Genomic DNA, 14,833 nt, shown 5'->3' with positions numbered 1-14,833 from the left:
GACAGGCGGTCGCCAGCCTGTCTTGAAGTTTTCGGCCTGGTGTGGGCCAGGAGGGAACGGAGAAGCCCCGCGACAGGTGCAGGACCAGGGGTCCTGGCTGCCGCGGGGCTGCATCGCCTGCGCTGACGGCAGGGAGCTCAGCACCCTGCGCGCGGGATGGGACTACCGGAAGTCGCCTAGGTCGAAGTCCTCGAGCGGGACCGCCGCACCCGAACCCTGACCGAAGTCGTAGTCGTACGGGTCGTAGGTCATCGAGTACGCCGCCGCCTTGGCGTCCGCCGTCGGCTCGACGCGCACGTTGCGGTAGCGGTCGAGGCCGGTGCCGGCGGGGATCAGCTTGCCGAGGATGACGTTCTCCTTCAGACCGACCAGCGAGTCGGACTTGCCGTGGATCGCGGCATCGGTGAGGACCTTGGTCGTCTCCTGGAAGGAGGCGGCCGAGAGCCACGACTCGGTGGCCAGCGAGGCCTTCGTGATGCCCATCAACACCGGACGGCCGGAGGCGGGCTGGCCACCCTCGGCGACGACGCGGCGATTCTCCGCCTCGTACGCGGTGCGGTCGGCCCAGTCGCCGGGCAGCATCGTGGTGTCACCGGACTCGATGACAGTGATGCGGCGCAGCATCTGGCGGATGATGATCTCGATGTGCTTCTCGTGGATCGCGGCACCCTGCGTGCGGTACACCTTCTGGACCTCCGCCACGAGGTGCTCCTGCACCTTGCGGACACCCAGGATGCGGAGCACGTCCTGCGGGTCGGGCGTACCGGCGGTGAGCTGCTGGCCCACGCCGACCGACTCGCCGTCCTCGACCTCGAGGCGCGCACGGCGGCCGATGACGACCTCCATCTCCTCGGAGCCGTCGTCGGGCACCAGGAAGACCTTGCGCGAGCGCTCGCCCTCGTCGATGCGGATGCGGCCGGCGACCTCGGCGATCGGGGCCTTGCCCTTGGGCTGGCGAGCCTCGAAGAGCTCGACCACACGCGGAAGACCCTGCGTGATGTCGTCACCGGCCACACCACCGGTGTGGAAGGTACGCATCGTGAGCTGGGTGCCGGGCTCACCAATCGACTGGGCGGCGACGATGCCGACGGCCTCGCCGACATCGACGAGCTTGCCGGTGGCCAGCGAGCGGCCGTAGCACATGGCGCAGGTGCCGGTCATGGCCTCGCAGGTGAGGACGGAGCGAACCTTGACCTTCGTGATGCCCGAGTTGATGAGCATCGCGATGTTGACGTCACCGAGGTCAACACCGGCGGGGATGAGGACCTCGCCCTTGTCGTCGGTGATGTCGGTGGCCAGGGTGCGCGCGTAGACCGCGGTCTCGACGTTCTCGTCGGCGACGAGCTTGCCGTTCACGTCAACGGCGATGGTCTTGTTCAGGCCACGCTCGGTGCCGCAGTCCTCCTCGCGGATGATGACGTCCTGCGACACGTCGACGAGACGACGGGTCAGGTAACCCGAGTCGGCCGTGCGCAGAGCGGTGTCGGCCTGGCCCTTTCGGCCACCGTGGGTCGAGATGAAGTACTCGAGAACGGTCAGGCCCTCACGGAAGTTGGACTTGATCGGACGCGGGATGATCTCGCCCTTCGGGTTGGCCACGAGGCCACGCATGGCGGCGATCTGACGCATCTGGGTCATGTTTCCTCGCGCACCCGAGTTGACCATCATGAAGATGGGGTTGGTGCGCGTGAAGTTCTTCTCCATCGCGTCGGTGAGCACCGCGGTCGCGTCGGTCCAGATCTCGATCAGCTCCTGACGACGCTCGTCCTCGGTGATGAGGCCGCGCTCGTACTGCTTGTCGATCTTGGCCGAACGGGTCTCGTACGCCTCGAGGATCTGGGGCTTGTCGGACGGCGTCATGACGTCGGACAGCGAGACCGTGACGCCCGAACGGGTGGCCCAGCGGAAGCCGAGCTCCTTCAGGTTGTCGAGCGCCTGGGCCACCTCGACCTTCGGGTAGCGCTCGGCGAGGTCGTTGATGATGACACCGAGCTGCTTCTTGCCGACCTCGTTGTTGACGAACGGGTAGTCGGCGGGCAGTGCCTCGTTGAACAGCGCCCGACCGAGCGTGGTCTCGAGCATGATCGTTCCGTCGGCGCGCGGCTCATGACCCGACGGCGGAACGATGTCACGCAGGCGGAGCCTGATCGGCGCACCGATGCCGAGCTCCTTGCGGTCGAACGCCATGGTCGCCTCGGCGATCGAGGCGAACGCACGACCGGCACCGGGCAGGTCGTCGCGCTGCTGGGTCAGGAAGTAGTGGCCGATGATCATGTCCTGGGTCGGCATGGTGACGGGGCGACCGTCGGCCGGCTTGAGGATGTTGTTCGTCGACAGCATGAGGATGCGCGCCTCGGCCTGGGCCTCGGCGGACAGCGGCAGGTGGACGGCCATCTGGTCACCGTCGAAGTCGGCGTTGAACGCCGTGCAGACGAGCGGGTGGATCTGGATGGCCTTGCCCTCGATCAGCTGCGGCTCGAAGGCCTGGATGCCGAGGCGGTGCAGCGTGGGTGCGCGGTTGAGCAGCACCGGGTGCTCGGAGATGACCTCTTCGAGGACGTCCCACACGACCGGGCGCTGACGCTCGACCATGCGCTTGGCCGACTTGATGTTCTGGGCGTGGTTCAGGTCGTCGAGACGCTTCATCACGAACGGCTTGAACAGCTCGAGCGCCATGGCCTTCGGCAGGCCGCACTGGTGGAGCTTCAGCTGGGGGCCGACGACGATGACCGAACGGCCCGAGTAGTCGACGCGCTTGCCGAGCAGGTTCTGGCGGAAGCGGCCCTGCTTGCCCTTGAGCATGTCGGAGATCGACTTGAGAGGGCGGTTGCCAGGGCCCGTGACGGGACGACCGCGACGACCGTTGTCGAACAGCGAGTCGACGGCCTCCTGCAGCATGCGCTTCTCGTTGTTCACGATGATCTCGGGGGCCCCGAGGTCGAGCAGGCGCTTGAGGCGGTTGTTGCGGTTGATGACGCGGCGGTACAGGTCGTTGAGGTCGGAGGTCGCGAAGCGGCCACCGTCGAGCTGGACCATCGGACGCAGGTCCGGCGGGATCACGGGGACGCAGTCGAGGACCATACCGGCCGGCGAGTTGTTGGTCGCCAGGAACGCCGAGACGACCTTGAGGCGCTTGAGCGCTCGAGTCTTGCGCTGGCCCTTGCCGTTCCGGATCGTGTCGCGCAGCGACTCGGCCTCGGCCTTCAGGTCGAACGTCTCGAGGCGCTTCTGGATCGCCGCGGCGCCCATGGAGCCCTCGAAGTACTTCCCGAAGCGCTCCTTCATGGCGCGGTAGAGGATCTCGTCGCCCTCGAGGTCCTGGACCTTGAGCGACTTGAACCGCGACCAGACGGCGTCGAGACGGTCGAGCTCTCGCTGGGCGCGGTCGCGGAGCTGCTTGAGCTCCTTCTCGCCGGCGGTCTTGACCTTGTTCTTGGCGTCGGCCTTGGCACCCTCGGCCTCGAGGGCGGCCAGGTCCTCCTCCATCTTCTTGGCGCGGTTCTCGACGTCGGCGTCGCGCTGCTTCTCTCGCTGCTGACGCTCGGCCTCGACCTTGGCCTCCAGCGACGGCAGATCGCGGTGACGAGCCTCCTCGTCGACCGAGGTGATCATGTAGGCCGCGAAGTAGATGACCTTCTCGAGGTCCTTCGGGGCGATGTCGAGCAGGTAGCCCAGGCGCGACGGGACGCCCTTGAAGTACCAGATGTGCGTCACGGGGGCGGCGAGCTCGATGTGGCCCATGCGCTCGCGACGGACGCCGGAGCGGGTCACCTCGACGCCACAGCGCTCGCAGATGATGCCCTTGAAGCGCACGCGCTTGTATTTGCCGCAGTAGCACTCCCAGTCGCGGGTGGGGCCGAAGATCTTCTCGCAGAACAGGCCGTCACGCTCCGGCTTGAGCGTGCGGTAGTTGATCGTCTCGGGCTTCTTGACCTCGCCGTGGGACCACTCGCGGATCTCGTCCGCGGTCGCAAGTCCGATGCGCAGTTCGTCGAAGAAGTTCACGTCGAGCACGTTGGTTTCTCTTTCCTTCAGGCGTCAGCCAGTGAGTTCAGGGTGTGGTGAGGACCGAGCGGCACCCGGCGTACGCGTGTGGCGTACGCCCGGCGCACCTGCTCAGACTTCTTCGACTCCGGCGAAGCCCTCGCCCGGACGGCGGGAGAGGTCGATGCCGAATTCCTCCGACGCGCGGAAGTTGTCCTCGTCGCTCTCGCGCAGCTCGACGATCGTGCCGTCGGACGACAGCACCTCGACGTTCAGGCAGAGCGACTTCATCTCCTTGACGAGAACCTTGAACGACTCCGGGATGCCCGGCTCGGGGATGTTCTCGCCCTTGACGATGGCCTCGTAGACCTTCACGCGGCCCTGGACGTCGTCGGACTTGATCGTCAGCAGTTCCTGGAGCGCCCAGGCGGCGCCGTAGGCCTCGAGGGCCCACACCTCCATCTCGCCGAAGCGCTGGCCGCCGAACTGTGCCTTACCTCCGAGCGGCTGCTGGGTGATCATGGAGTACGGGCCGGTCGAGCGGGCGTGGATCTTGTCGTCGACCAGGTGGTGGAGCTTGAGGATGTACATGTAGCCCACACCGATCGGCTCGGGGTACGGCTCACCGGAACGGCCGTCGAACAGGCGCGCCTTGCCGGAGCCGTCGACGAGCTTCATGCCGTCGCGGGTCGGCAGGCCGTGCTCGAGCAGGCCGCCGAGCTCGGTCTCGGTCGCGCCGTCGAACACCGGCGTCGCGAGACGCTGGTCGGCCTCGACCATACCCAGACCGTTCTCGACGAGACGGTGGGCCCAGGGCTCGTCGACCTCGGTGACGTCCCAACCGGTCTTGGCGATCCACCCGAGGTGGAGCTCCATGACTTGGCCGATGTTCATGCGCGAGGGCACGCCGAGCGGGTTAAGCACGACGTCGACCGGCGTGCCGTCCTCGAGGAACGGCATGTCCTCCACCGGCAGGATCTTCGAGATGACGCCCTTGTTGCCGTGGCGGCCGGCCAACTTGTCGCCGTCGGAGATCTTGCGCTTCTGGGCCACGTAGACGCGGACCAACTGGTTGACACCGGGGGCGAGCTCGTCGCCCTCCTCGCGGTCGAAGACGCGTACGCCGATGACCGTGCCGGACTCGCCGTGGGGCACCTTCATCGAGGTGTCGCGGACCTCGCGGGCCTTCTCGCCGAAGATCGCGCGCAGCAGGCGCTCCTCGGGGGTGAGCTCGGTCTCGCCCTTGGGCGTGACCTTGCCGACCAGGATGTCGCCCGTCCCGACCTCGGCGCCGATGCGGATGATGCCGCGCTCGTCGAGGTTGGCCAGCATCTCCTCGGACACGTTGGGGATGTCGCGGGTGATCTCCTCGGCGCCCAGCTTGGTGTCACGGGCGTCGACCTCGTGCTCCTCGATGTGGATCGAGGTGAGGACGTCGTCCTGGACGAGGCGCTGCGACAGGATGATCGCGTCCTCGTAGTTGTGGCCCTCCCACGGCATGAACGCGACGAGCAGGTTGCGGCCCAGGGCCATCTCGCCGTTGTCGGTCGCGGGACCGTCGGCCAGCGGGGTGCCCGGCTCCACGCGGTCACCGGCGGCGACCAGCGGGCGCTGGTTGATGCAGGTGCCGGCGTTGGAGCGCTTGAACTTCTGCAGGCGGTAGGTCTGGTAGGTCGCGTCGTCGCAGGCGATCTCAATGAGGTCGGCCGAGACGGACGACACGACGCCGCCCTTCTGGGCGACGGTGACCTCGCCACCGTCTACGGCAGCGCGGTATTCCATGCCGGTGCCGACGAACGGTCGGTCGGAGCGGATGAGCGGCACGGCCTGGCGCTGCATGTTCGCGCCCATGAGTGCTCGCGACGCATCGTCGTGCTCGAGGAACGGGATCAGGGCCGTCGCGACCGACACCATCTGGCGCGGCGAGACGTCCATGTATTGCACCTCGGAGCGCGGGATCGTGTCGACGTCGCCGTGACGCTTGCGGACCAGGACGCGCTCCTCGGCGAACGAACCGTCCTCGTTCAGGATGGCGTTGGCCTGGGCGACCACGTAGCGGTCCTCCTCGTCGGCCGTGAGGTAGTCGATCTGATCGGTCACGACACCGTCGACGACGCGGCGGTAGGGCGTCTCGATGAAGCCGAACGCGTTGACGCGGGCGAACGAAGCCAGCGAGCCGATCAGGCCGATGTTCGGGCCTTCAGGGGTCTCGATGGGGCACATGCGGCCGTAGTGTGACGGGTGGACGTCACGGACCTCCATGCCGGCGCGGTCACGGGACAGACCGCCGGGGCCCAGCGCCGACAGGCGGCGCTTGTGGGTCAGGCCCGCCAGCGGGTTGTTCTGGTCCATGAACTGCGACAGCTGGGAGGTTCCGAAGAACTCCTTGAGCGCCGCGACGACCGGGCGGATGTTGATCAGCGTCTGGGGCGTGATCGCCTCGATGTCCTGAGTCGTCATGCGGTCGCGAACGACGCGCTCCATGCGGCCCAGGCCGGTGCGCAGCTGGTTCTGGATGAGCTCACCGACAGTACGCAGGCGACGGTTGCCGAAGTGGTCGATGTCGTCCTCTTCGACGATGATGTCGTCGCCGCCGGACGGGTTGGGCAGCGTCTCCTTGCCCTCGTGGAGGGCGACGACGAAGCGGATCGCGGCGACGATGTCGTCGACGGTCAGCACCTGCTGGTCGAACGCCTCGGTCAGGCCCAACTTCTTGTTGATCTTGTAGCGACCGACCTTGGCCAGGTCGTAGCGCTTGGGGTTGAAGTAGTAGTTCTCCAGCAGCTGCTGGGCGGCCTCACGCGTCGGCGGCTCGCCCGGGCGGAGCTTGCGGTAGATGTCGAGCAGGGCGTCATCCTGGCCGGTCGTCGAGTCCTTCTCGAGCGTCAGGCGCATCGACTCGTAGTCGCCGAACTCCTCGAGGATCTGCTCGTCGGTCCAGCCCAGCGCCTTGAGCAGCACGGTGACGTTCTGCTTGCGCTTGCGGTCGAGGCGAACGCCGACGATGTCGCGCTTGTCGACCTCAAACTCGAGCCACGCACCGCGGGAGGGGATGATCTTGCAGGTGAAGATGTCCTTGTCGGACGTCTTGTCGGGCGTCTGCTCGAAGTAGACGCCCGGGGAGCGGACCAGCTGGGAGACGACGACGCGCTCGGTGCCGTTGATGACGAAGGTGCCCTTGTCGGTCATCAGGGGGAAGTCACCCATGAAGACCGTCTGGGACTTGATCTCACCGGTGTCGTTGTTCATGAACTCGGCGGTGACGAACAGGGGGGCCGCGTATGTCACGTCGCGGTCCTTGCACTCGTCGACGCTGAACTTCGGATCCTCGAAGCGGTGGTCGCGGAACGACAGCGACATCGTCTCGGAGAAGTCCTCGATCGGGGAGATCTCCTCGAAGATCTCCTCGAGACCCGACTTGGTGTTCACGTCCGTGCGGCCCTCGTCGAGCGCGGCAGCGACGCGGTCCTGCCAGGTCTGGTTGCCGATCAGCCAGTCGAACGAGTCGACCTGGAGATCGAGGAGGTCGGGGACCTCCATGGGCTCGTGGATCTTCGCGAACGAGATACGACCCGCAGGGGAGATGAGGTTAGAGGCATTGCGCGAGGCGGCCAACAGTTTGGTCCTTCCGAGAACTCGCAGGCGTTCTGTGCATGCTGAACGACCCCTGTCAAGCAATGCTGGGCGAAGGGTCGACAATGAGCGTGGGCAAACACCCACAATACTCGGATGGGCACCACTTGTAAAGTCGCCGGGCGCATGGCAGAGCCGAGCGGTCAAGTCGGGGCACCGGACCCGCAGACGTCAACCACTCGCGAGAAGAATACCTAGGCCGGGACCAACAGCAAGTACGCGGCCCGGCGCGCCACGGCTCCAATCCCCCGCGGGCACGTGCCGACGGGCGCCCGGGCGCGTGGCGAAACGCCGGACCGTCAGGGAGATGCCCAACAGGAACAGGGTGAAGCCGCTCTGACGCCAGCACTTGCGATGGATCTAGACCTACGACGAGCAAGAGCCCGTGCAGTTCACCGCGACGGTGGAACGGTCAAATCGCTCGTCCGATCGGGGACGCGGGCGACCGTCGGACGCTATCGTCGCTGCGTGCCGATCACCCAATTCGACGCAGTAATCCTCGCCGGCGGACGGTCCCGACGGATGGGCGCCGACAAGGCGACCCTGGCGTACGGTGCCAAGACGCTCCTGGAGCGGGCGGTGGACGCCTGCGCCCGTGCGACCCACACGGTTGTCGTCGCGCCCGATGCCCCGGCCGACCTGCGCCGCGTCCTGGAGGACCCGCCCTTCGGCGGCCCCGTCGCCGGCATCGACCGCGGCCTCGAGGACCTCGCCTCCCTCGGTGACCCGGCGCCCTGGGTCCTCCTGCTGGCCGTCGACTACCCTGAGGCCCCCACCGCCGTGGCTCGCCTCCTCGAGGCGGCCGACGATGCCGGTAGCCACGATGCGTACGCGGCGCTCGACGACGAGGGCGTACGCCAGAACCTGCTCGCCCTGTATCGGCGCGAGTCGCTGGTCGCCGCCATCGAGCGTCTCGGCGAGACCCGCGACGTGTCCGTACGCCGGCTCGTCGACGGCCTGGATGTGTGTCTGGTCGACATGGAGGAGCGCATCGCCGCCGACGTCGACGACCCCGAGGCCGCCCGCGCGTACGGGATCGAGGTGCCCCACGGCGCATGACCCGGACCAGGACCTCACCCGGCTCGACGCGTTCCCGCTCGGCTCCGACCCCGCACGACGCCACCTCACCCACTAACGTGCTGCGGGTGCTGACCACCCAGACCCGTCACCTGCTCGACCTCGACCTGGCCCGGACCCAGGCCGACCTACGCCTCCCGTCGGTCTCGGCGGGCGTCGTACGCGGCGGTCTGCTCGCGTGGCAGGGATCGGTCGGCACGGTCGACGGGCGCGCGTACGGGCCGCCGGCGGGCCCCACGACCCAGTACCGGATGGGCTCGATCACCAAGTCCTTCATCGCCGTGTGTGTCATGCGGCTTCGCGACGTCGGACGCCTCGACCTCTCCGACCGCTTCGGCGACCACGTGACCGGGACCGGCATCGGCGACGTGACAGTGGCCCAGCTGCTCAGCCACAACGGCGGCGTGCGCGCCGAGACGCCGGCTCCCTGGTGGGAGCGCTCCCCGGGCGTCGACTGGGAGACCCTCGCCACCGAGGTCACACCGCGCCTGCGCGCCGGGCGCGGCCACCACTACTCCAACGTGGCGTACGCCGCGCTGGGGCGGCTCCTGGAGCAGGTCCACGACGCGCGTTGGTTCGACGTGGTCCTCGACGAGCTCCTGACGCCGCTGGGGATGACCTGCACGACTGAGCGACCGCAGGCGGGCGCCGCGCACGGCCTGGCCGTCCATCCCTTCGCCGACGTGCTGCTCGCCGAGCCGGAGCACGACGCGGGTGCCATGGCGCCAGCCGGCCAGCTGTGGACCACCGTCTCCGACCTCGCCCGGTGGGCCGCCTTCCTCGGGGGCGACACGGGCGGCCTCCTGGCCGCAGGCACGCTCGCCGAGATGCTGGAGCCGCTCGCGGTGACCGACGTGCCCGGCCAGCCGTGGACCGCGGCCCACGGGCTCGGCTGGCAGTTGTTCAACGACGCGGGACGCCGCAGCGCCGGGCACGGTGGGTCGATGCCCGGTTTCATCGCTGGCCTGCGTACCGACCTCGGGACCGGTGACGGCGTCGTCGTGCTGACCAACTCCACCAGCGCGGTGCTGCAGCCCTTGGTCGACCAGGTGCTCGACCGGCTCGACGCCGAGCCGGTGGCGCCCACGCCGTGGTCGGCCGCGGGGTCGGTCGACGACCTCGAGTTGACCGGGCCCTGGCACTGGGGACCAAGCGTCTCGTCCGGGCGCATGGAGGGCGAGCTGTTCGTGCTCGGCGAGCCCGGCCAGGGCCGGGGCGCCTCGTTTCGGCGCACGGGTCCGGATTCCTGGGTCGGCCTCGACGGCTACTACCGCGGCGAGCCGCTACAGGTCGTGCGTCGCGCGGACGGGTCGATCAGCCACCTCGACATCGCGAGCTTCTGCTTCACCCGCACGCCGTACGCCGACGACGTAGAACTGCCCGGAGGGTACGCCGGCTGGCGCTGAACCCGGCGGTCTGATCGACCGAGCCGTGGGTACGCGACGCACATGTCCCGACCCGCCACGAGGGTTGTTCACCGCCCGAACCGGCACGGAAATGACGAAGGCGGGCCCCGTGTGGGGACCCGCCTTCGCGAGGTGATTCATGCGGCCGCGGCCGCGCAGATCACTTGAGGGTAACGGTGGCGCCGGCGCCCTCGAGGGCCTCCTTGGCCTTCTCGGCGTCTTCCTTCTTGACCTTCTCGAGGATGGCCTTCGGAGCAGACTCGACGAGCTCCTTGGCTTCCTTCAGGCCGAGGGACGTGAGGCCACGGACCTCCTTGATGACCTGGATCTTCTTGTCACCAGCGGACTCGAGGATGACGTCGACCTCGTCCGAGCCGGCGTCGGCAGCGGCGTCGTCGCCACCAGCGGCAGCGGCCGGGGCGCCAGCGGCGGCCACGGCGACCGGGGCGGCGGCGGTGACGTCGAAGGTCTCCTCGAACAGCTTCACGAACTCGGAGAGCTCGATCAGGGTCATCTCCTTGAAGGCCTCAAGGAGCTCGTCGTTGCTGAGCTTCGCCATGTTGGGCGTCCTTTCTTACTTCTCGTCAGCCGCGTCGGCTGCGGATTCGGTGTTGTCCTCCGCAGCGGGCGCTGCCTCGGTGTTGTCGTCCTGCTTCTGGGAGGCGGCGCCAGCGCCACCGATCTTCGAGGGATCCTCCTGCGCGGCCTTCTCGAGCGCGCCGAGGGCACGCGCGAGCTTGGAGGCCGGAGCAGCGAAGACGTAGGCGGCCTTGTTGAGGTTCGCCTTCATGCCGCCGGCCAGCTTGGCCAGTAGCACCTCACGGGACTCGAGGTCGGCCAGAGCCTTGACCCCTTCGGCGTCGAGGACGTTGCCCTCCATGACGCCACCCTTGATGACCAGAAGCGGGTTGTCCTTGCTGAAGTTCTTCAGACCCTTCGCAACGGCGGCGACATCGCCGTCGATGAATGCGATGGCGGTCGGCCCGGTGAGCTGGTCGTCCAGCCCATCGATCCCGGCCTCCTTCGCAGCGATCAGGGTCAGAGTGTTCTTCGTCACGGCATACGTGGCGTCCTGACCGAGGCTCCGGCGCAATTCCTTGAGCTGAGCCACGGTAAGGCCGCGGTACTCGGTCAGAACGGCGGCCTGCGAGCTGGAGAACTTCTCCTTCAGCTCGGCGACCGCAGCTGCCTTGTCCGGCCTCGCCATGCGGGTCTCCTTCCCAACTTCTCCTGGTACGCCACCCGAGCGGGTGGCTCACCTCTGACCGTCGGGCAGGGGAAACAGAAAAGCCCCGGTGCCGTTCCCTGCGACAAACCACACAGGAGGCACGGGGCAGCAGAGCATCGCTCTGTCACTTCGCAACACCTGCGCGGGCTCTCGCACGAGATTTGAGGTCGGTTTCCCGACCACCAGCGGTCTTCGGCTCGGACAACTGTACGCGACCACCGCATGCGCACCAAATCGTCCGCACGCGAACTCGGTCCGCATGCGAGGTGGTCCCGCGCTGGACCCGAGACGACTCTCTCATCCCCTCTCACGCCGCCCCGGGGTGACAGCCCTACCGGACGGCAACCTGTGAGAAGAATATGAAACCTGAGAGTTGACTTAACAGATCACAGCGACGTAACGTCACCGTCGCCGGTCGCGAGAAGCCGGCTGCAAGTCCGAAAGCTACGAGATCCCCGTCCGGGGGTCCACGAGTCAACCAAGGGGATTCCCAGACATGCGCAAGATCTTCAAGAACTCCGCAGCCGCCGCCGCAACCGTGGCGCTGGCCGGCTCCTTCGCCGTTGCCACTGCTGGCACCGCTGAGGCCGCGCCCAGCTGCTCGACCGTCGCCAAGTGCGCGGCCGGCTCGCAGCCCACCCTGAAGATGGGCAAGCGGAGCGGCGACGTCAAGCGCCTTCAGCGTTCGCTGACCAAGGCCGGTTACTCCGTCCCGGCCACCGGCTACTTCGGGACGATGACGCGCTCGGCGCTCATCCGCTATCAGAAGGCCAACGGCGTGCCCGCGACGGGCACCGCCGCCACCCTGACCTGGACCGCGCTCCAGGGCGGCAAGGCCAACGCCTCCCGTGGCGCTGCCGCCCCGGCCGCTGCTCCCGCAGCGGCCCCCGCGTCCGGCGTCGCAGGCAAGGCCGTCTCGTTCGCCCTCGCCCAGCAGGGCAAGCCCTACGGCTACGGGGCCACCGGTCCGTCGTCCTACGACTGCTCCGGCCTGACCATGGCCGCCTACCGCGCCGCCGGCATCTCGATCCCGCGCACGTCGCAGGCCCAGGCCTCGGGCGGCCGCACGGTCTCGCTGGCGCAGGCCCAGCCCGGCGACATCGTCGTCTATTACTCCGGCGCCTCGCACGTCGGCCTCTACATCGGCGACGGCAAGATCGTCCACTCCTCGCGTCCGGGCAAGCCCGTCTCGGTCGTTCCGGTGGGCTCCATGCCGGTCAACAAGGTCGTGCGCTACGCCTGATCTCCGCGCAGACCTCGAACATGCCTGAGGGGGCGGGACACCTTGTGGTGTCCCGCCCCCTACTGCATTCCCGGGCTCAGCCCTTCAGCTTGTTCGGGCGGTACGCGTCGTATTCGTCGGCCTTCAGTCCGTAGGTGCGGACGCGGTGCTTCGTGCCGCCGTCGCCGGCCTGCTCGTACGCCCAGTAGGCCGTCTTGCTCGAGTCGGTCCACTTCTCGAAGATCACCACGTGGCGGGTGACGTTCGAGCCCTTGGCGTCGATCACCAAGTCGCCCGGCCTGAGGTCCAACATGTTGATGCGGTGGGTGACGCTGGACGACGCGAGACCGACGGTGTTCAAGCCCGGCTTGCCCAGCTGAAGCGCCATCGAGGCGAACCCCGAACAGTCGGTGCGGTAACCCTGGTGGTAGCGCGACTGGCTATAGGGAACCGGCTTGCCGTTCTTGGCGGTCAGCCACGTGGCCGCACGGCGCAGGACGGCCTGACGCTCGGCGGAGACGTCGCCGGGTGGAGTGGTCGGGGTCGTGGGGTTCGCCTTCAGCGCAGCCCACGTCTTGGGTCCGACGATGCCATCGGCGACGAGGCCTTTGGAGCGCTGGAAGGCGCGGACTGCGGAGTCGGTCTTGGTCCCGAACGAGCCGTCGACGACGAGCTTGGCGGACGCCTTCGCGTTGAGCAGGCACTGGGCGGCCTTCACGGCCTCACGCGGGTTGTTGTTGCGACCCTTGCTGATGGTGGGCGTCTGGTTGACGGTGCAGCCCTGCACGACGGCGGCGTCGGACTGCTGGATGGTGGTCAGGCCGAGGCCGGTGACGGCGGTGGCTCCGGCCAGGACGAGAGCGGCGATCTTGGTCTTCACGGTGGCTCCTCTGGGTCCCGGTGGGTGAGGACCTCGACGCTAGGGCCAACTGACCGACCGGTGAAAGCCCTAGCGGGATGGAAATTTCCGGCCTCCCGAGAAGGAAGATTCCACCCCCGGCGAGGTCGTCGAGGCGCCTGGTGCGGGCCTACGTTGACGGTGTCCGCGGCGCGGTGCCGCGGCTCAAGAGCACTAGGAGCCACCAATGTCGTCCCTGCGCCTCAAGGTCGCCGGTGCCGTCGCCGCCACCGCCGTCGCGTTGACCGGAGTCGGTATCGGCGTGTCGAACGCCGCCTCGACGTTCAACGGCTGCACCGTCTCGTCGACAGCCACGCTGTCGCAGAAGTTCAACCAGGGACGGTACTCGTCCAACGTCAAGGCGGTCCAGTGCCTGATCAATGCTCACGCCGGCCAGAAAGTGCTCGTCGAGGACGGCTACTTCGGCCCGGCCACGAACAAGGCCGTCCGCAAGTTCCAAGGCGATAAGGGTTTGGTCGTCGACGGATTCGTCGGCCCGAAGACCTGGGCGGCGCTGAAGGCTCCGGCCGGATCCCGTCCCACGACGAAGCCGACCGTCAAGCCCACGACGCCTCCGGTCTCGAGCAGCCGCGCGAAGGCCGTCGTCTTCGCCAACAGCAAGGTGGGCGGCCCCTACGTGTGGGGCGGCAACGGCCCCCGTGGCTTCGACTGCTCCGGCCTCACGCTGGCCGCGATGAAGGCCGGCGGTGTCACGAACGCCCCGCGTACGGCCGGCGCCCAGGGCCAGCAGGCCCCTCGCCGTGTCTCCCGCGCCACGCTGCAGCCCGGCGACCTGATCGTCTCCAACTCCGGCGGCCACGTCGCCATGTACGTGGGCGACGGCTACATGGTCCATGCCGTGAACCCGAGCCTGGGCATCCGCAAGGAGAAGCTCGACGGCTCCTGGCACCAGAACCGCGGCGTCTACTACGTCAGCTACTTCAAGTGAGCCGCCGAGCCGCATCCAGGAGGGCCGCACGCACCGCGTGAGGCCCTCCGTCGTTCCACGCACGGCCACTCCCGCACGACGAGAGGGCCCCGCGATCTGGTGGATTCTTGCGGTCCTCGCAACACCTGATGGTCTAGGCCGGTAGTAGATCACGCAAACGCTCGGCTGGGTTCGCCCAGTCGAGCGTTTTGCGTGGTCGGCCATTCAACCGTTGCGCGACGAGCTCGAGGTCTTCGGGGCTGTGGAGGCTCAGATCGGTGCCTTTGGGGAAGTACTGGCGCAGGAGCCCGTTGGTGTTCTCGTTGCTTCCGCGCTGCCAAGGACTGTGCGGGTCACAGAAGTACACGTCCATGTCGGTGGCCATCGCGGACGACTTGTGCAACGCCATCTCCGCTCCTTGGTCCCAGGTCAACGACCCGCGCAAGTGCTTGGGCAG

10 protein-coding genes are annotated in these 14,833 nt (G+C 67.8%); 4 read left to right on the top strand and 6 right to left on the bottom strand.

Features of this window, described 5'->3' with window-relative positions; genetic code table 11:
- Positions 1-162: 162 nt before the first annotated feature.
- Positions 163-4,014: a DNA-directed RNA polymerase subunit beta' gene (locus tag ACYVGD_RS11815; RefSeq protein WP_460743857.1), complete on the bottom strand. Its 3,852-nt coding sequence runs from the start codon at positions 4,012-4,014 to the stop codon at positions 163-165.
- A gap of 102 nt (positions 4,015-4,116) precedes the next feature.
- Entirely contained in the window at positions 4,117-7,599 is a 3,483-nt protein-coding gene (gene rpoB / locus ACYVGD_RS11810) for a DNA-directed RNA polymerase subunit beta (protein ID WP_460743856.1), read from the bottom strand.
- A 486-nt stretch (positions 7,600-8,085) separates the two neighbouring features.
- Here rpoB and mobA point away from each other — a divergent pair, with 486 nt between their 5' ends.
- Positions 8,086-8,676: a molybdenum cofactor guanylyltransferase gene (gene mobA, locus ACYVGD_RS11805; RefSeq protein WP_460743855.1), complete on the top strand. Its 591-nt coding sequence runs from the start codon at positions 8,086-8,088 to the stop codon at positions 8,674-8,676.
- Positions 8,673-10,100, top strand: coding sequence for a serine hydrolase domain-containing protein (locus ACYVGD_RS11800; RefSeq protein WP_460743854.1), 1,428 nt, complete (start codon positions 8,673-8,675; stop codon positions 10,098-10,100). The genes mobA and ACYVGD_RS11800 overlap by 4 nt, the downstream gene beginning before the upstream one ends.
- Before the next feature lie 160 nt (positions 10,101-10,260).
- Here the strand turns inward: ACYVGD_RS11800 and rplL are convergent, their stop codons facing one another.
- Both rplL and rplJ read right to left on the bottom strand, forming a co-directional pair.
- Complete coding sequence (rplL, locus tag ACYVGD_RS11795; RefSeq protein ID WP_460743853.1) at positions 10,261-10,659, bottom strand: 50S ribosomal protein L7/L12; 399 nt, start codon at positions 10,657-10,659, stop codon at positions 10,261-10,263.
- 15 nt (positions 10,660-10,674) lie between these two features.
- On the bottom strand, positions 10,675-11,307 hold the full coding sequence (rplJ, locus tag ACYVGD_RS11790) for a 50S ribosomal protein L10 (RefSeq protein ID WP_460743852.1): 633 nt from the start codon (positions 11,305-11,307) through the stop codon (positions 10,675-10,677).
- Between the two features lie 517 nt (positions 11,308-11,824).
- Between rplJ and ACYVGD_RS11785 the strand changes: the two genes are divergently transcribed.
- Positions 11,825-12,571 carry a C40 family peptidase gene (locus tag ACYVGD_RS11785; protein WP_460743850.1) on the top strand — a complete coding sequence of 249 codons (747 nt, stop codon included), beginning with the start codon at positions 11,825-11,827 and terminating at the stop codon, positions 12,569-12,571.
- Positions 12,572-12,647: 76 nt separating this feature from the next.
- Here ACYVGD_RS11785 and ACYVGD_RS11780 read toward each other — a convergent pair whose 3' ends face one another.
- Positions 12,648-13,430, bottom strand: a complete 783-nt coding sequence (locus ACYVGD_RS11780; protein WP_460743848.1) for a peptidoglycan-binding protein — start codon at positions 13,428-13,430, stop codon at positions 12,648-12,650.
- A 205-nt stretch (positions 13,431-13,635) separates the two neighbouring features.
- Between ACYVGD_RS11780 and ACYVGD_RS11775 the strand changes: the two genes are divergently transcribed.
- On the top strand, positions 13,636-14,397 hold the full coding sequence (locus ACYVGD_RS11775) for a C40 family peptidase (RefSeq protein WP_460743846.1): 762 nt from the start codon (positions 13,636-13,638) through the stop codon (positions 14,395-14,397).
- Positions 14,398-14,530: 133 nt separating this feature from the next.
- On the opposite strand, the gene ACYVGD_RS11770 is transcribed toward ACYVGD_RS11775, so the two are convergent.
- On the bottom strand, positions 14,531-14,833 hold a 303-nt coding region (locus tag ACYVGD_RS11770; RefSeq protein WP_460743844.1), incomplete at its 5' end, for an IS30 family transposase.

It is taken from the genome of Mariniluteicoccus endophyticus, assembly GCF_054780035.1.
Note: the sequence above shows the minus strand (reverse complement) of the source record. Positions and strands in the feature narration are given on the sequence as shown.